Origin of the sequence: Streptomyces sp. NPDC048349, assembly GCF_040651925.1 — a bacterium.
In the GTDB taxonomy this organism is placed as follows: domain Bacteria; phylum Actinomycetota; class Actinomycetes; order Streptomycetales; family Streptomycetaceae; genus Streptomyces.
Genome location: NZ_JBEZLA010000003.1, coordinates 86,554 through 104,184, shown reverse-complemented (window position 1 = coordinate 104,184; position 17,631 = coordinate 86,554). Strand labels below are relative to the sequence as shown.

General features: G+C 71.8%; 13 protein-coding genes. 3 read left to right on the top strand and 10 right to left on the bottom strand.

From position 1 onward, the window contains the following. Positions 1–3: 3 nt before the first annotated feature. From gap to AB0D44_RS03355, 8 genes are all read right to left on the bottom strand, one after another. Positions 4–1,008, bottom strand: coding sequence for a type I glyceraldehyde-3-phosphate dehydrogenase (gene gap, locus AB0D44_RS03390; RefSeq protein ID WP_362583638.1), 1,005 nt, complete (start codon positions 1,006–1,008; stop codon positions 4–6). A gap of 208 nt (positions 1,009–1,216) precedes the next feature. Further along, positions 1,217–4,186, bottom strand: coding sequence for a M14 family zinc carboxypeptidase (locus AB0D44_RS03385; protein WP_362583635.1), 2,970 nt, complete (start codon positions 4,184–4,186; stop codon positions 1,217–1,219). A 157-nt stretch (positions 4,187–4,343) separates the two neighbouring features. Beyond that, entirely contained in the window at positions 4,344–5,339 is a 996-nt protein-coding gene (whiA, locus tag AB0D44_RS03380) for a DNA-binding protein WhiA (RefSeq protein ID WP_030009075.1), read from the bottom strand. Further along, positions 5,330–6,385: a uridine diphosphate-N-acetylglucosamine-binding protein YvcK gene (gene yvcK / locus AB0D44_RS03375; RefSeq protein ID WP_362583631.1), complete on the bottom strand. Its 1,056-nt coding sequence runs from the start codon at positions 6,383–6,385 to the stop codon at positions 5,330–5,332. The genes whiA and yvcK overlap by 10 nt, the downstream gene beginning before the upstream one ends. Continuing rightward, positions 6,382–7,329, bottom strand: coding sequence for an RNase adapter RapZ (rapZ, locus tag AB0D44_RS03370; RefSeq protein ID WP_361751852.1), 948 nt, complete (start codon positions 7,327–7,329; stop codon positions 6,382–6,384). Before rapZ ends, yvcK begins: the two co-directional genes overlap by 4 nt. Next, positions 7,326–9,356, bottom strand: coding sequence for an excinuclease ABC subunit UvrC (uvrC, locus tag AB0D44_RS03365; RefSeq protein ID WP_362583628.1), 2,031 nt, complete (start codon positions 9,354–9,356; stop codon positions 7,326–7,328). Before uvrC ends, rapZ begins: the two co-directional genes overlap by 4 nt. 185 nt (positions 9,357–9,541) lie before the next feature. Then, positions 9,542–10,348 carry a hypothetical protein gene (locus AB0D44_RS03360; RefSeq protein ID WP_362583625.1) on the bottom strand — a complete coding sequence of 269 codons (807 nt, stop codon included), beginning with the start codon at positions 10,346–10,348 and terminating at the stop codon, positions 9,542–9,544. Next, the gene (locus tag AB0D44_RS03355; RefSeq protein WP_362583622.1) at positions 10,345–10,950 is read right to left on the bottom strand and encodes a papain-like cysteine protease family protein; all 606 of its coding nucleotides are present in this window, start codon (positions 10,948–10,950) and stop codon (positions 10,345–10,347) included. The genes AB0D44_RS03360 and AB0D44_RS03355 overlap by 4 nt, the downstream gene beginning before the upstream one ends. Before the next feature lie 238 nt (positions 10,951–11,188). Here AB0D44_RS03355 and AB0D44_RS03350 point away from each other — a divergent pair, with 238 nt between their 5' ends. Then, positions 11,189–12,148: a hypothetical protein gene (locus tag AB0D44_RS03350; RefSeq protein WP_362583619.1), complete on the top strand. Its 960-nt coding sequence runs from the start codon at positions 11,189–11,191 to the stop codon at positions 12,146–12,148. A 43-nt stretch (positions 12,149–12,191) separates the two neighbouring features. On the opposite strand, the gene AB0D44_RS03345 is transcribed toward AB0D44_RS03350, so the two are convergent. Further along, positions 12,192–12,623, bottom strand: coding sequence for a Rieske (2Fe-2S) protein (locus AB0D44_RS03345; RefSeq protein ID WP_362583616.1), 432 nt, complete (start codon positions 12,621–12,623; stop codon positions 12,192–12,194). Positions 12,624–12,698: 75 nt separating this feature from the next. Here AB0D44_RS03345 and AB0D44_RS03340 point away from each other — a divergent pair, with 75 nt between their 5' ends. Beyond that, on the top strand, positions 12,699–13,580 hold the full coding sequence (locus AB0D44_RS03340; RefSeq protein WP_362583614.1) for a carbohydrate kinase: 882 nt from the start codon (positions 12,699–12,701) through the stop codon (positions 13,578–13,580). 154 nt (positions 13,581–13,734) lie between these two features. Here the strand turns inward: AB0D44_RS03340 and uvrA are convergent, their stop codons facing one another. Beyond that, positions 13,735–16,725, bottom strand: a complete 2,991-nt coding sequence (gene uvrA, locus AB0D44_RS03335) for an excinuclease ABC subunit UvrA (protein WP_362583611.1) — start codon at positions 16,723–16,725, stop codon at positions 13,735–13,737. Between the two features lie 188 nt (positions 16,726–16,913). Between uvrA and AB0D44_RS03330 the strand changes: the two genes are divergently transcribed. Then, positions 16,914–17,606, top strand: a complete 693-nt coding sequence (locus tag AB0D44_RS03330; protein ID WP_362583608.1) for a maleylpyruvate isomerase family mycothiol-dependent enzyme — start codon at positions 16,914–16,916, stop codon at positions 17,604–17,606. The last annotated feature ends 25 nt before the right edge of the window (positions 17,607–17,631 follow it).

Below are 17,631 nucleotides of genomic sequence, written 5' to 3'. Positions count from 1 at the left end.
ACCTCAGAGCTGGCCACCGACGAAGACCGTGAGGTCCACGAGACGGTTGGAGTAGCCCCACTCGTTGTCGTACCAGCCGACGACCTTGACGCTCTTGCCCTGGACCATGGTCAGGGAGGAGTCGAAGGTGCAGGACGCGGGCCAGTTCACGATGTCGGAAGAGACGATCGCGTCCTCGGTGTAGTCGAGGATGCCCTTCAGCTGGCCCTCGGCGGCCTTCTGGAAGGCGGTGTTGACCTCGTCCTTGGTCACCTCGCGCTCCAGCTCGATGACCAGGTCCGTCACCGAGCCGGTGGGGACCGGGACGCGCATCGCGATGCCGTCGAGCTTGCCCGCCAGCTCCGGGATCACCAGCGCGGTGGCCTTGGCGGCACCGGTGGTGGTCGGGATGATGTTCTCGGCGGCGGCGCGGGCGCGGCGCAGGTCCGAGTGCGGGAAGTCCAGGATGCGCTGGTCGTTCGTGTAGGCGTGGACCGTGGTCATCATGCCCTTGACGATGCCGAAGTTCTCCAGGAGGACCTTGGCCATCGGCGCCACGCAGTTGGTGGTGCAGGAGGCGTTGGAGATGACGTGGTGGTTGGCCGCGTCGTACTTGTCCTGGTTGACGCCCATCACGATCGTGATGTCCTCGTCCTTGGCCGGAGCCGAGATGAGGACCTTCTTCGCGCCGGCGGCGATGTGCTTGGCGGCGTCGGCCTTCTTCGTGAAGATGCCGGTCGACTCGATGACGATGTCGGCGCCCAGCTCGCCCCAGGGGAGGTTCGCGGGGTCGCGCTCGGCGAAGGTCTTGAAGGTGTTGCCGCCGACGGTGATGGTGTCGTCGGTGTGGGAGACCTCGGCCTTGAGGCGGCCCAGGATGGTGTCGTACTTGAGCAGGTGCACCAGGGTGGCGTTGTCAGTCAGGTCGTTGACACCGACGATCTCGATGTCCGCTCCCTGCTCAAGGAGCGCCCGGAAGTAGTTGCGGCCAATTCGGCCAAAACCGTTGATGCCTACGCGGATCGTCACGAACCGATCTCCTCGTTGGTGCGCCGGTAAGTGCGCCGGCGAGCTGTATGGGATGTCCCCGACCGCTTACGACCCTACCTCTCCGTGAGCTTTTGAGTGACATCGGTCGGAGCCTGACACGCCCCGAGGCCCCGTACCGATTGCCCGGCACGGGACCTCGGGGGACTTTCTCCCCGTCACTCAGGGTGAACCCGGTGAGGGCCCCTGATCAGCGGTTCAGCGCCCGGAGCGCCTTACCGACGAGTACGGCACGGTCAGCCGCCGCCGACACGTGCTCCAGGCCGAAGCCCAGCAGGACGGTGTCACGCGTAGTCACCGCCGCGTAGGACTTGAACAGCTCTCCCGACCGGGACCAATCGCCCGGAACTTCGGGGCTGCCGGCAGGCGCGCCCTGAGCGGTCCACTCGCCGAACGAGGTCTCGAAGCCCTCGGCGGCCCCGTCCGTGCCGCCCACGTTCAGGCGCGCCTCGTCCGCGAAGACGCCGCGGCCGCCCGAGCCGCCGTCGGTGACGGAGGAGAGCGAGACCTCGACGGTCTTGCCCGCGTAGGCGCTCAGGTCGAAGGAGACCTGCTTCCAGCCGCCCGAGGACCCGGTGAAGCTGTTCCACGCCCCGCTGGTGCCCTTCGCGGTGCAGCTGCCGCCCTCGAGGGTGAGGTAGTGGCGCAGGAACGGGTGGCCGTTGACGAAGAACCCCGCCCCGCACTCCTCGGGAACGGTGGTGCTGCTCAGGCCGCCCGCGTCCGGGAGGGTGGTCCAGTCGTCCGCGCCGGCGGTACGGGCCTCCAGCACGGCGTGGTCGTAGCCCTCCTCGACGTTCCAGCTCATCGCGAGCTTCAGCTGCGGCTTGTCCGCGGCGGAGACCTTGGTGAGGTCGATCGTGCGGGTCAGCCGCTTCCAGTCGTCGTCCTCGTGGAGGGCGGAGGCCATCTGGCTGCCGGCATAGGGGGCGTACGGGTTGACGACCCCGCCGAACTGACCGGCCTGCGCGCTCTTGAACTGCGGGAACTGCGCGGGGGCCAGGCTGTCGGAGGTCACCAGGTACGAGCCGGGGGCGTCGAGCGGGTTGCCCGCGGCGTTGCCGAGGCCGCCCTTGGCCCCGGCCAGGGCTCCGGCGCCGGAGAATCCGGTGGCGCCGCTGACGCTCGTACGGCCGTAGGCCCCGAGCCAGTACTGGCTGAAGTCGTTGGTCACGGCGCGGCCGACCTGGGCGTTGCCGCCGGCCAGTTCACCGGCCTCGATCAGCTTGCCGCCCTCGTTGAGGAAGTCGCGGACCGCCAGCTGGGTGTCCCCGCCCGGGGTCTTGCCCCCGGTGTAGTGCAGGGCCGTACGGAAGTGGGAGAGCACCCCGAGGTGGTGCGGCGCCCCCTGGGTGGCGACGTCCCAGACCGCCGCGGACCTGCCGTTGGCGCGCAGCGCGTCGACGTAGCTCTGGGCGTGCTGGGCCTTGGCTCCCTCTTCCGCGATCACCAGCACGTCCGCGCGCGGCCGCTCGGCCACCGTGTACGTGAAGTGCTCGCTGGAGACCCGCTTGCCGGAGCCGTCGCGGCCGGTGAACCAGACCTCGACCTCGTCGCCGGGCTTCGCGCCGTCCACCTCGGCCCGGTACTCGTCGAACCAGTTGTTGTCCTCGCCGCCGTAGACCTCGCCGCCCTTCCAGGCCTTGAGGTCCTCGTCGTGCGTCCGGCCGCCGTTGATCCGGAAGTTGAGCTCCTTGTCCTTCAGCGCCTTGCGGGCCGTGACGGAGACCGTCTGGTCCTCGCCGCGGGACGCGTAGGAGGTCGTGAAGGGGTCCGGGGTGAAGTCGGCGGCGCTCAGGCCGACGACGGACGCCGGACGGTCCGGGTGCGCGGCGCTCTCGCCGACCGACAGGGCGAAGGGGACGTTCTTGGCGAACTCGGCCTGGATGAGCTTCTCGTCGTCCGGGAAGTTGAAGCCGGAGGCGCAGTCCTCGGGCTTCCACCGGTCGTTCGGGTCGATCTCGGAGGCCGTCTGGCAGGTGGTCATCTCCGGCGTGAACATCATGATGCCGTTGACGTTGGAGGCGTGGCCGTCGGCCTCGCCGTTGGTCGTGTAGAGCTCGGAGGACACCTGCGGGTAGTAGCCCGGGACAGCGGGGTTCTCCGGGGTGCCCGCGAGCGCCTTGTAGGCGACGTCGTCGGGGGTGTCGGTGGCCACCTGCCAGCCCACGCCGTAGAGGAGCAGCTCGGCGGCGGAGTGGTAGTTGATGGCGTACTCGAAGCCGATGCGCTTCTCGAAGGCGTCGAGGGCCGCGGTCTCGGGCTCGGAGCCGGCCTTGGGGCCGCGGTAGGTCTCGCTCGCCTGGCTGGGCGAGGACCCTTCGTTGTCGTAGCCCCACTTGTAGGCGAAGTTGCGGTTCAGGTCGACGCCGTCGACGGCGGTGTGCTTGCCGTCTCCGTTGTTGTCGCGCATGTTCTTGCGCCACAGCCGCTCGCCGTCGGGCGCGTGGGTGTAGTCGTACCCGTCGGGGTTGGCCGTGAGCAGGAACCACAGCTCGGTGGAGTCCACCAGCTTGGTGATCCGCGGGTCCTTGCCGTAGTTGTCGACGGTGTGGTGCATCAGCCGCCGCGTCATCTCCGGGGTGATCCACTCGCGGGCGTGCTGGTTGGACATGTAGAGCACGGCCGGCTTGTCGCCGTCCTTGGTCTTCCGGGCGTTCTTGGTGACCTTGAGGGCGAGGATGTCCTTGCCCTGGACGGTCTTGCCGATGGAGACGACCTTGGTGAGCGCGGGGTTCTCCCGGCCGGTCCGCAGGATCTCCTCCTGGAGTCCGCCCTTGCCGCTGTACGGGCGGAACACCCCGTCCCCGGCGGACTTGGCGCGGGCGAGTCCCTCGCCGGTGACCTCGCGTTCGGCGAGCTTGACGCCCTGGGCGGCGAGCGCGTCGGCCTGATCGCCGGTGAGGAAGAGCTCGACCTTGGCGGTGCCGCTCTCCGGCGCGCGTTCGGCGAGCTCGTGCGCGTCCTGGCCGGCCGCGAGGACCAGCGGGACCTGCTCCTTGGTGATGTCGGCTTCGTAGACGCGTACTTCGGCATCGGACGCGGCGCCCGGTGTGGCGCCGGAGCCGGGCTGGGCCTGCGCCGCCGCGGGTAGCGCGGCGAGTGCGGTGCCGAAGACGAGTGCGCTTGCGGCGAGGGTCGATCTCGCTCGGTGCCTCATATGCCCCCCTGGGCGTCGTCTGCCACGAAAGTGTCCGGACGAAAGGCTCACGACCAGTCCATGCTCATGTCAATGGGGCGTGGGACGGGAAGGGGGCCCGCACGAGTGATCGTGCAGGCCCCCTCCAGCGCGGGTACGGCCAGGTCAGCCGACCTGGTCAGCCGGCCATGTTGTCGGCCATCTCCTCGCTGAGATCGAGGTTCGACTCGGTGCCCGGGATGCCGAGGTCCTGGGCCCGCTTGTCGGCCATCGCCAGCAGGCGGCGGATCCGGCCCGCGACCGCGTCCTTGGTCAGCGGCGGGTCGGCGAGCGCGCCGAGCTCCTCGAGGGAGGCCTGCTTGTGCTCCATGCGCAGCCGGCCGGCCGCGGCGAGGTGCTCGGGGACCTCCTCGCCGAGGATCTCCAGCGCGCGCTGCACCCGGGCTCCGGCGGCCACGGCGGCCCGCGCCGAGCGGCGCAGGTTGGCGTCGTCGAAGTTGGCCAGGCGGTTGGCGGTGGCGCGCACCTCGCGCCGCATCCGCCGCTCCTCCCAGGCCAGCACGGACTCGTGGGCGCCGAGGCGGGTCAGCAGGGCGCCGATCGCGTCGCCGTCGCGGACGACGACCCGGTCGACACCCCGCACCTCGCGCGCCTTGGCGGCGATGGAGAGCCTGCGGGCGGCGCCCACCAGGGCCAGGGCGGCCTCCGGACCGGGGCAGGTGACCTCCAGGGAGGAGGACCGGCCCGGCTCGGTGAGCGAGCCGTGGGCCAGGAAGGCGCCGCGCCAGGCCGCCTCCGCGTCACAGGTGGCCCCGGAGACCACCTGCGGGGGAAGACCCCGGATGGGACGGCCGCGGCCGTCCACGAGGCCGGTCTGGCGTGCCAGCTGGTCGCCGCCGGCCACGACCCGGACCACGTAGCGGCTGCCGCGGCGCAGTCCGCCGGGAGCCATGACCACCAGGTCCGAGGAGTGCCCGAAGATCTCGAGGATGTCCTTGCGCAGGCGTCTGGCCGCGATCCCGGTGTCGAGCTCCGCCTCGATGACGATGCGGCCGCTCACCAGGTGGAGGCCGCCCGCGAACCGAAGGATCGCCGAGACCTCCGCCTTCCTGCAGCAGGTCCGGGTGACGGGGAGGCGGGAGATCTCATCCTTCACCGCGGGCGTCATCGCCATGGGCCGATCCTTCCATGCATCCGAAAAATACGGTCGTACGCGGCGGCGAGCAGCTCCGGATCATGCTTCGGAGACCCGTCCTCCCTGGCCACGGGCGCCAGCTCGACCGCGGCACCGAACCGTTTTGCGGCATCGGCGAGGGACTCGCGGTCGGGCACGGCGGCCTCGTCGGCCAGCACCACGTCCAGGGCGAGTTTAGGGGCGTGTCGGGCCAAAACCTCCAAATGACGCTGCGGAGAGAAGCCCTCTGTTTCGCCGGGCTGCGGCGCGAGGTTCAGCGAGAGCACCCGGCGGGCCTTCGTCTCGACCAGTGCGTCCAGCAGCTCCGGCACCAGCAGGTGCGGGATGACGGAGGAGAACCACGACCCCGGACCGAGCACCACCCAGTCGGCGTCCAGGACCGCCGCGACGGCCTCCGGTACGGCCGGCGGGTCGGCGGGCACGACCTGGACGGAGTGCACCTCGCCCGGGGTCAGGGCCACGGTGGCCTGCCCACGGACGGTGTCCACCTCCTCGGGCCTGGCCGGATCGTGCCCCTTGACCAGGGCCTGGAGCTCCAGCGGAACCGCCGACATCGGCAGCACCCGGCCCTGCGCGCCCAGCAGCCTGCCGACCAGGTCGAGGGCCTGGACGGGGTCGCCGAGCTGTTCCCACAGGGCGACGATCAGCAGGTTGCCGACGGCGTGGCCGTGCAGGTCGCCCTGGGACTGGAAACGGTGCTGGATGACCCGGGCCCAGGTCTGGCCCCAGTCGTCGTCGCCGCACAGCGCGGCCAGCGCCTTGCGCAGGTCGCCGGGCGGCAGCACGCCGAGCTCCTCGCGGAGCCGGCCGCTGGAGCCGCCGTCGTCGGCGACGGTGACCACGGCGGTGAGGTCACCGGTGATGCGGCGCAGGGCGGCGAGCGAGGCCGACAGGCCCTGGCCGCCGCCCAGGGCGACCACCTTGGGCGTGGCTCCGCGCCGGCGTCCGGAACGGCCCGCGCCGTCCTCGCCCCGTCCCGGGGTGAGGCGGCGCAGGCGGCTCAGGCGCGGGGTCCGTGCGGTCACTCGCGCCCCATGTCCCGGTGGACGACGACGGTCTCGACTCCCTCGGAGGCGAGGCGGGCGGCGAGCTTCTCGGACACGGCCACGCTGCGGTGCTTGCCGCCCGTGCAGCCGACCGCGATGGTCACGTACCGCTTGCCCTCGCGGCGGTAGCCGGCGGCGATGAGCTGGAGCAGTTCGGTGTAGCGGTCGAGGAACTCCTTCACGCCGGGCTGGCCGAAGACGTACCCCGACACCTCCTCGTTGAGCCCGGTGAAGGGGCGCAGCTCGGGCACCCAGTGCGGGTTGGGGATGAAGCGGCAGTCGACGACGAGGTCGGCGTCGACGGGCAGGCCGTACTTGTAGCCGAAGGACATGACGGTGGCCCGCAGCTCGGGCTCCTCGTCCCCGGCGAACTGGGCGTCCATCTTGGCGCGCAGCTCGTGCACGTTCAGGCTGGAGGTGTCGATCACCAGGTCGGCGTCCCCGCGCAGCTCGCGCAGCAGGTCGCGCTCGGCGGCGATGCCGTCGGTGATGCGCCCGTCGCCCTGCAGCGGGTGCGGGCGGCGGACCGACTCGAAGCGGCGTACCAGCGCGTCGTCGGAGGACTCCAGGAACACGATGCGGCGGGTGACCCCGCGGCTGTCGAGGTCGGCGAGGGACTCGCGCAGGGCGTCGAAGAACTGGCGGCCGCGGACGTCGACGACGACGGCGATGCGCGCCACGTTGCCCTGGGAGCGGGCGCCGAGCTCCACCATGGTGGGGATCAGCGCCGGCGGCAGGTTGTCGACGACGAACCAGCCGAGGTCCTCCAGACACTTGGCCGCCGTACTGCGGCCGGCCCCGGACATCCCGGAGATGATCACCAGCTCGGGGATGGCCGCCTCGGCGGTCTCGCCGGGCTCCACTGTCGTGCCCGTACTCACCTGTGCTCCGTCTCGGTCGTGCGCGGTCTCGTGCTCGGTCATTGATCGGTCCCCCGTTCGGACGATGCCTCCCGGCCGCCGCCGGGAGGTGCCCCCACCCGCTGGGCGGGGTTCTCATCCTCAATGATCTCTCCTGTGGCCGTGTTGACGGCAGGACCGGCGGGGACCGACCGGGCGAGGGCCACGGCCACGGCCTCGGCCGTCTTGCGGCCTATGCCCGGGACCTCGCAGATCTGGTCGATTGTCGCCTGTCGGAGCTTCTTCACCGAACCGAAGTGTTTGACCAGGGCGTGTTTGCGACTCTCGCCGAGGCCGGGCACCTCGTCCAGGGGGCCCGCCTTCAGGCGCTTGCCGCGCTTGTTGCGCTGGTACTGGATGGCGAAGCGGTGGGCTTCGTCACGCACCCGCTGGAGCAGGTAGAGGCCCTCGCTGCTGCGGGGCAGCACGACCGGGTCGTCCTCCCCGGGCAGCCAGACCTCCTCCAGCCGCTTGGCCAGGCCGCAGACGGCCACGTCGTCGACGCCGAGCTCCTCCAGGGCCCGCTTGGCGGCGGCGACCTGCGGCTGCCCGCCGTCGACCACCACCAGCTGGGGCGGGTAGGCGAAGCGCTTGGCCCGCCCGTCGTCCTCGGGTGCCTCGCCCTCCTGCGCCTCCCACTCGCCGGTCTTCAGCTTCTCCTGGAGGTAGCGGCGGAAGCGGCGGGAGACCACCTCGTGCATGGAGCGGACGTCGTCCTGCCCCTCGAAGGACTTGATCTGGAAGCGCCGGTACTCGCTCTTGCGGGCGAGCCCGTCCTCGAAGACCACCATCGACGCGACCACGTCGTCCCCCTGGAGGTGGGAGATGTCGAAGCACTCGATGCGCAGCGGTGCGCTGTCCAGCTCCAGCGCCCCGGCGATCTCCTCCAGGGCCCGGGAGCGGGTGGTGAGGTCGCTGGCGCGCTTGGTCTTGTGGAGGGCGAGGGACTGCTGCGCGTTGCGGTGGACGGTCTCCATGAGGGCCTTCTTGTCGCCGCGCTGCGGGATGCGCAGGCTGACCCCGGACCCCCGGCGCTCGGCGAGCCACTGGCTCAGCGCGGGCGTGTCCTCGGGCAGCGCGGGGACGAGCACCTCCTTGGGGACGGACTCGCCGGTCTCCTCCCCGTAGAGCTGCTGCAGGGCGTGCTCGACCAGCCCGGCCGTGTCGACGGCCTCGACCTTGTCGGTGACCCAGCCGCGCTGGCCCCGGACCCGGCCGCCGCGGACGTGGAAGATCTGCACGGCGGCCTCGAGCTCGTCCTCGGCGACCGCGACGAGGTCGGCGTCGGTCGCGTCGGCGAGCACCACGGCGTTCTTCTCCATGGCCCGGCGCAGCGCCCCGATGTCGTCGCGCAGCCGGGCGGCCTTCTCGTACTCCATCTCCTCGGCCGCCTCGTGCATCTCCTTCTCCAGCCGGGAGAGGTAGGTGCCGGTGCGGCCTGCCATGAAGTCGCAGAAGTCCTCGGCCAGTTCGCGGTGCTCCTCGGGCGTGACCCGGCCGACGCAGGGCGCGGAGCACTTGCCGATGTAGCCGAGCAGGCAGGGCCGGCCGATCTGCGCGGAGCGCTTGAACACCCCGGCCGAGCAGGTGCGCACGGGGAAGACCCGCAGCATGAGGTCGACGGTCTCGCGGATGGCCCAGGCGTGCCCGTACGGACCGAAGTAGCGCACGCCCTTCTTCTTGGGCCCGCGCATGACCTGGACGCGCGGGTACGGTTCGTTCATCGTCACGGCGAGGGAGGGGTAGCTCTTGTCGTCGCGGTACTTGACGTTGAACCGCGGGTCGTACTCCTTGATCCAGGAGTACTCCAGCTGGAGCGCCTCGACCTCGGTGGACACCACCGTCCACTCGACGGAGGCGGCCGTGGTCACCATGGTGGCGGTACGGGGATGCAGGCCGGCGATGTCCTGGAAGTAGCTGGCCAGGCGCTGGCGCAGGCTCTTGGCCTTACCGACGTAGATCACCCGACGGTGCTCGTCGCGGAATCTGTACACCCCTGGGGAGTCGGGGACCTGTCCCGGCTTGGGTCGGTAACTGGAAGGGTCGGCCATGCCAACCACCCTACTGGCGCCCACCGACAACGGGCCGTACCCCTCCACGGCCCGCCCGCCCGGCCTGCCTGCCCGAGGAGCGGGGCACAGGGCCCGGCCCCTGGCGGGAACCGGACCCTGTGGGCGCGGGGCGGGGGCGGCGCCCTGGCAGCGGCGCCTCCCCCGCGGACCGCGCGCGAACCGGGTCAGGCCTGCGCGTGCGCCCGGCGCGACCTGCGCACCGCGGCCACGCCGAGCCCTGCCAGGGCGACCGCCCCCACCGCACTCCCGGCCGCCACGGGCACACCGGTCTGCGGGCCCGGCGGCGGCACCGCGGCCCCGTCGGCGAAGCCGCCCGCCGTGCCGCGCTCTGCGTACGCGGAGCCGGGGAGCTTGTCCCCGTAGGCCTTCGTGACCCGGGCCCGGTAGGCACCGAGGCTCGTACCCCCGGCGCCCACGGCGCCGGCCGCGTCCTCGTCCAGCGGCAGCACCCGCTCGCCCCCGGCCACGTACCACGCGTCGATCTGCGGCTCGCGGAACACCGTCCCGCCGGGCAGTTTCTCCGCGCCCAGCTGCGCGTAGCGGAACTCGTCGTCGCCGGTGGCGATGTTCACGACCTGCCAGCCGGCCTCCGTCCGGGCCGTCCACAGCGCGGCCAGCTGCCCGTCGGCGGAGACGGCCTTGCTGGCGAGGAACTCCAGGCGGGCCACGGAGGCGCCCGGTGTGCCGGCGACGAAGTCCGGGGAGAGGTGGTGCACCGGTATCGCCTCCCCTTCGATGCGGGGCTGGGCGGCGGTGGGCGAGATCCTGCCCTCCCTGGCGAAGAACCGGGAGAGGGTGGCCAGGCTGTCCGGTGCCCCGGCCGCCGACGCGGCGGCCGCCCGGGTCTCGGCGGTGGCGGTCTGCGGCTGCGGCACGGGCGCCGCGGCGGCCTGCGGGGCGAGGCCGAGGAGGACGGCGGAGGCAGCGGCGGCCAGGACCGCGGCAGTGGCGCGCAGGGTCATGGCGCTCACGCCCCGATCCGGTAGAGGGAGTGGGTCCAGGAGAAGGTGCCGTTGTTGACGTACCAGGCGTGCGAGGCCCAGTTGTAGCGGTCGCTGGAGGGCCACGGATCGCCCCAGTACACCCAGCTGTTGGCGGTGTCGTAGCCGTAGATGACGTGCATGTGACCGCCGCCGCCCGACCACTGGATCCGGGTCTCGATCGGGCGGTTGGCGTTGATCTCGGTCTGGACGGTGGAGTACTGGAGCCAGCCGTTCACGTACGAACCGGGGTTGATGCCCGCCCAGCGCAGGCCGGTCTGGACGTTGCCGAGGGTGGCCTGGTTGTTCGGGCAGTCGTAGCCCTGCTGGCGGTTGAAGGCGGCGTTGCAGAACTGGTTCTGGGTGTAGGTGCGGCCGAACCAGGTGGTGATGGTGTTGCCGCCGGCGGCCCAGCACCAGTTGGTCTTCTGCTGCGCCTGCATGGTGATGTTCAGGCGCTTGTACGCGAGGGCGGAATCGGTGTCGGCGGGGGTGGGGACGGCGGCGGTGGCGGTACCGGCGCCGAGGGGCAGGGCGAGCAGCAGGGCGGAGACGAAGGCGGCGAGGGACAACCGCCGGTTTCGGTGGCGCATCGCGTTCCTCCCGAAGCGGGGATGTGGGGGTGGAGGAGCGCGTCCGGACGCTGTGGAGGAGCATCGGGGTGTTGTCGCGATCAGGTCAACACGCTTCAATACGCGGTGACATTGCAGTGTGAACGGTGGGGCTGCGGTGTGAACGGTTGCTGCCGTGTCACCTGGTCCCCCGGAGCCCCCGGAGCCCCAGGCACGATCCCCCGCGCCGACGCGAGTGAACGTTCACAGAGGAGTCGCCATGCGGCCGACCGGCGAGACGGCGGACCCGGCGGACGCCACGGGCACGGCAGAGCTCCGACAGCTGCTGCGCGGCGGCCCCTTCCACCTCGCCCTGCGCGCCGCCCTCGCCGCGCGCGGACTGCCCCTGCACCGGGTGCAGCACCGGCTGGCGGCACGCGGCATCAAGGTCGGTGTCACCAGCCTCAGTTACTGGCAGCAGGGCGCCCGGCGGCCCCGGCACGCGGAGTCCCTGCGGGCCGTCACCGCCCTGGAGCAGATCCTCGAGCTGCCGGACGGCGCCCTCCTGCGGCTGCTGGCCGCCCCCGAATCCGGCCGCGGCCCCGCCCGTCCGGCCGCCCGCCCCTACCGGGCCCTGGTGAGCGTGGGCGCGGCGGTGGAACAGCTGCTGGCCGGGATGGACCTCCCGCCCGACGGCGGACTGCACTCGCTCGGGCACCACGAGCGGGTGCGGATCGGGGCGGCCGGCGAAATGCGGACCCGCGAGTCGCAGCAGATCGTCCGCGCCCACCGCGACGGCGTCGACCGCTACCTCGCCATCCACCACGGCGATCCGGGCTGCGACACGTCCCGGATCGAGGTGGCGGCGTACGAGAACTGCCGCACCGGGCGGGTGCGCAGCCACGGGGAGGCCGGGGTGGTGGTGGCGGAGCTGCTCTTCGACGCCCGGCTGCGGCGCGGTGACACGTACGTCTTCGGCTACGGCATCGAGGACGGCACGGGCGCGCGAAGCGGCGAGTACGTGCGCGGGTTCAGCTATGCGGGCGGCCAGTACATGCTCCAGGTCCGCTTCGACGAGGCGGCCCTGCCGGTGCGCTGCCGCCGCTTCGCCCGTTCCGGGCCACAGGCCCCGCGCACCGGCCTCGCCGACCTCACGCCGAGCGGCCGCCACCGGGCGGTGCACCTGGTGGAACAGTCGGTGCGGCGCGGAATCCTCGGGATCGCCTGGGACTGGGACTGAGCCCGGCGCGGCCCTGGCGCGGCCCCGCGCGAGCCCCGGGCGGTCAGCCCGCGATGAGCCTGCCGTTCTCCGCCCTGACGGGGACGGCGGGCAGCGGGTCGGCGGCGGGGCCCTTCAGGACCTTTCCGGTGGTCACGTCGAAGCGGCTGCCGTGGCAGGGGCAGTTGCCCTCGCCCTCGACGATCTTGTCGAGGACGCAGCCGGCGTGCGTGCACTGGGCGCTGAACGCCTTGTACTCGCCCGCCGCCGGGCAGCTGACGATCAGCTTCCGCTCCCGGTACAGCTTCGCCCCGCCCACGGGCACCTCGGCGGCGGCCCCCAGTTCCACGGGGGCGGTGGGTGTCGCGGGGGTGTTCCCGCCGCTGTGGGTCCCGGTCGAGCAGGCCGCGAGGGCCGCACCGGCGCCGGCTGCCCCCGCGAGCGCGGCCGCGCCCCTGAGAACGGTGCGGCGGGCGGGGGACGGCGATGCGGGCATGGAACTCTCCGGGTGGAAGGGGCGGCGCGGGGTGCACCCGACGATACCGCCGTCCGATGGGGTAGCTTCCCCCGCGTGATCGTCGTCGGCGGAGAAGCCCTCATCGACCTGGTCCCCGTCGCGCGGCCGACGGGCGCACTGCTGCCCCGGCCGGGCGGCGGACCGTACAACACCGCGCTCGCGCTCGGGCGCCTGGGCGCCGAGGTCGCCTTCTGCTCACGGGTCTCGGCGGACGGGTTCGGCGAGAGCCTGCTGGCGGGGCTGCGCGCGGCCGGAGTGGACCTGTCGCTGGTGCAGCGCGGTCCGGAGCCGACCACCCTCGCCGTGCCCTCGCTGGCCCCGGACGGCTCGGCCTCCTACGGCTTCTACGTCGAGGGCACGGCGGACCGCCTGTTCACGCTTCCGGCCGCCCTTCCGCAGACGGTACGGGCCCTCGCGCTCGGGACCTGCTCGCTGGTCCTGGAGCCGGGCGCGAGCGCGTACGAGGCCCTGCTGCGCCGGGAGTCGCGGCGCGGGCTGCTGACCTTGCTGGACCCCAACATCCGGCCGGCGCTGATCGCGGACCCGGCGGGCTACCGCGCCCGGTTCCTGACGCGGCTGCTGCCGTACGCCTCCGTCCTCAAGCTGTCGGAGGAGGACGCGGTCTGGCTGGGCGGACGGGTCACCGACTGGCTCGCGGCGGGTCCCTCGGCCGTGGTGCTGACCCGGGGCGCGGCGGGGCTGACGGTGTGGACCCGGGAGGGCGCGGAGCATTCGGTGGCGGCCCGTCCGGTCGCCGTGGCGGACACGATCGGGGCGGGCGACACCGTCAACGCCGCCTTGCTGCACCGGCTTTCCGCGGCGGGGAGCGGCCCGGTGGACTGGCCGGACGTGCTGGGGTACGCGGCGCACGCGGCGGCCCTGACCTGCACCCGGGCGGGCGCGGAGCCGCCGTACGCGGCGGAGCTCACCGGATAGCCGCCACACACGGTCCGGGCAACGGCGGAGGGGAACCCGGCAGCCCGGCAGCGGCACCGCGGACGGGGCCCGGCATCCGGCAGCGGCACCTGCGGACGGCGAAGGGGGCCCGGCCGCCGGGCCGGACCCCCTTCCCGCGCACGCTGGGGCCGGGCTACGCCTTGCGCGCCCGCGCCGTCGCCTTCTTGGCCGGGACAGCCGCCTTCTTGGCCGCGGCGGTCTTCTTGGCAGCCGGGGCCTTCTTGGCGGCCGGCGCCTTCCTGGCCGCGGCGACCGCGGGAGGCGACCCGGCGTCGGAGATCCGGTCCGCCCCCAGGATGTCCCGCAGGAACTTGCCCGTGTGGCTCGCCCCCACGGACGCGACCTGCTCCGGCGTGCCCTCGGCCACCACCAGGCCGCCGCCGTAGCCGCCCTCCGGGCCCATGTCGATGACCCAGTCCGCGGTCTTGATGACGTCCAGGTTGTGCTCGATGACGATCACCGAGTTCCCCTTGTCCACCAGCCCCGACAGGACCTTGATCAGCTTCGAGATGTCCTCGAAGTGCAGACCCGTCGTCGGCTCGTCCAGCACGTAGACCGTGCGACCCGTCGACCGCTTCTGCAGCTCCGACGCCAGCTTCACGCGCTGCGCCTCACCGCCGGACAGCGTCGGCGCCGACTGGCCGAGCCGGACGTAGCCCAGCCCCACCTCGTTCAGCGTCCGCAGGTGCCGCGCGATCGTCGGCACCGCCTCGAAGAAGTCCAGCGCCTCCTCGATCGGCATGTTGAGGACTTCCGCGATGGACTTGCCCTTGTAGTGGACCTCCAGCGTCTCCCGGTTGTAGCGGTCGCCGTGGCAGACCTCGCACGGGACGTAGACGTCCGGCAGGAAGTTCATCTCGATCTTGATCGTGCCGTCGCCGGAGCAGTTCTCGCACCGGCCGCCCTTCACGTTGAAGGAGAAGCGGCCCGGCAGGTAGCCGCGCACCTTCGCCTCCATGGTCTCCGCGAACAGCTTGCGCACGTGGTCGAAGACGCCGGTGTAGGTGGCCGGGTTGGACCTGGGGGTCCGGCCGATCGGCGACTGGTCGACGTGCACGACCTTGTCGACGAGGTCGTCCCCGTCCACCCGCGTGTGCCGCCCCGGCACCGACCGGGCGCCGTTCAGCTCGCGCGCCAGGTGCGTGTAGAGGATGTCGTTGACCAGCGTCGACTTGCCGGAACCCGACACCCCGGTCACGGCCGTGAGCACGCCCAGCGGGAAGGCGACGTCGATGTCCCGGAGGTTGTTCTCCTTGGCGCCGTGGACGGTCAGCTTCCGCTCGCCGTTCACGGGCCGGCGTACGTCCGGGATCGCGATGGAGCGCTTGCCCGACAGGTACTGGCCGGTCATCGACTCGGAGTTCTTCAGCAGCTCCTTCAGCGAACCGCTGTGCACCACCTTGCCGCCGTGCTCACCCGCGCCGGGGCCGATGTCCACGACCCAGTCGGCCACCTTGATGGTGTCCTCGTCGTGCTCGACGACGATCAGGGTGTTGCCCATGTCCCGCAGCCGCACCAGCGTCTCGATCAGCCGGTGGTTGTCGCGCTGGTGCAGGCCGATGGAGGGCTCGTCCAGCACGTACAGCACGCCGACCAGACCGGAGCCGATCTGCGTGGCGAGGCGGATGCGCTGGGCCTCGCCGCCGGACAGGGTGCCCGCGGCGCGGTTCAGCGAGAGGTAGTCCAGGCCGACGTCGACGAGGAAGCGGAGCCGCTCGTTGACCTCCTTGAGGACGCGCTCGGCGATCTTCTTGTCGCGGGCGTCGAGCCGCAGCCGGCCGAGGAAGTCCGCGCATTCGCTGATCGACATGGCGGCGACCTCGGCGATGGACTTCTCCATCACCGTCACGGCGAGCACGATCGGCTTGAGCCGGGTGCCCTCACAGGTCGGGCAGGGCACCTCGCGCATGTAGCCCTCGAAGCGCTCGCGGCTGGCGTCGCTCTCGGACTCCGCGTGCCGCCGCTTGACGAAGGGCACGGCGCCCTCGAAGGCGGTGGTGTACGCCCGCTCCCGCCCGTAGCGGTTGCGGTAGCGGACCTCGATCTGCGTCCTGTGCCCGTAGAGCAGGGCCTTCTTGGCGCGGGCCGGCAGCCCGGCCCACGGGATGTCCGTCCGGAAGCCCAGCTCCCCGGCGAGCGCGCCGATCAGCCGCTGGAAGTAGTCCTTGGTGTGGCCCAGCGACCACGGCGAGACGGCCCCCTCGTCCAGGGACTTCTCCTCGTCCGGAATGATCAGCTCCGGGTCCACCTCCATGCGCGTGCCGATGCCCGTGCACTCGGGACAGGCGCCGAACGGCGAGTTGAAGGAGAAGGAGCGCGGCTCCAGCTCCTCGAAGGAGAGGTCGTCGTACGGGCAGTAGAGGTGCTCGGAGTACATCCGCTCACGCTCGGGGTCGTCCTCGGGGAGGTCGACGAAGTCCAGGATGACCATGCCGCCGGAGAGGCCGAGCGCGGTCTCCACCGAGTCGGTGAGCCTGCGCTTGGCGCTGTCCTTGACGGTGAGGCGGTCGATGACCACCTCGATGGTGTGCTTCTCCTGCTTCTTCAGGGTGGGCGGCTCGGAGAGCTGGATGGTCTGCCCGTCCACCCGCGCCCGGCTGTACCCCTTGGTCTGCAGGTCGGCGAAGAGGTCGACGAACTCGCCCTTGCGCTCGCGCACCAGCGGCGAGAGCACCTGGAAGCGGCTGCCCTCGGGGAGCGCGAGCACCTTGTCGACGATCGCCTGCGGCGACTGCCGCGAGATGGGGCGCCGGCACTCGGGGCAGTGCGGCTTGCCGATGCGGGCGAAGAGGAGGCGGAGGTAGTCGTAGACCTCGGTGATGGTGCCCACGGTCGAGCGCGGGTTGCGCGAGGTCGACTTCTGGTCGATCGAGACGGCCGGCGAGAGCCCCTCGATGAAGTCGACGTCGGGCTTGTCCATCTGCCCGAGGAACTGGCGGGCGTACGACGAGAGCGACTCGACGTAGCGGCGCTGGCCTTCGGCGAAGATCGTGTCGAAGGCCAGGGAGGACTTGCCCGACCCGGAGAGTCCGGTGAAGACGATGAGTGAGTCGCGGGGCAGGTCGAGCGAGACGTTCTTGAGGTTGTGCTCGCGAGCGCCACGAACGATGAGACGGTCGGTCACGCCGGTCCGCACCTTTCTTGAGAGAGCGGGGGGCACGGGGCCCCCGTCCCAGGGTATGGGGGGCGCCTCTGCGGTGGAGATGGAGTCTGACTTCCGAGCGTATAGCACGCACATTCGATTTACGGCACTCCGCCAACCGCTTCACCCGATCGTGTGGCCGGAGCCGGGAGAGCACTAGGCTCGCCCTCATGACTGATCATGTGCACGACCTGCGATCTGTACGTGAAGCGACGGACCGACTGCTGACCGCGGTCGCGAAGCTGGACAACGCCGCGCTCGCCGAGGAGTCACACCTCCCCGGCTGGAGCCGCGGCCACGTCCTGGCCCACCTCGCGCGCAACGCCGACGCCCTCGTCAACGTCTTCGAGGGGCGCCCGATGTACGAGAGCGCCACCGCGCGCGACGCGGACATCGAACGCGACGCCGGCCGGCCTCTGGAAGAACACCTGGCGGACCTCCGTGATTCCGCGGCCCGCTTCCTCGCCACCACCGAGCGCGACCAGGACTGGTCCCGCACCGTCGAGCTGCGCAACGGCGTCACCGACCTCGCAGCCAACGTGCCGTTCCGCCGCTGGGTCGAGGTCGCGCTGCACCACGTCGACCTGAACATCGGCTACGAGCTCTCGGACCTCCCGGAGGAGTTCACCGACCGCGAGATCGCCTTCCTCGCCGACCGCTGGTCCGGGCGCCCGGAGGTCCCGCCGGTCACGCTCCGCGCCACGCCCGACGGGGTCTGGCACACCGGCGGCACGGAAGGCACCCCGGTGGTCCTCGAGGGACCCAAGGACGAGCTCCTCGGCTGGCTGGCCGGGCGCGGTCGGCGGGGCGCCCGCCTCTCCGTCACGGCCGGCGCCGGCCTGCCCGAGCTCCCGCCGCTCTAGGAACCGACACCTCTAGGATCAAGAC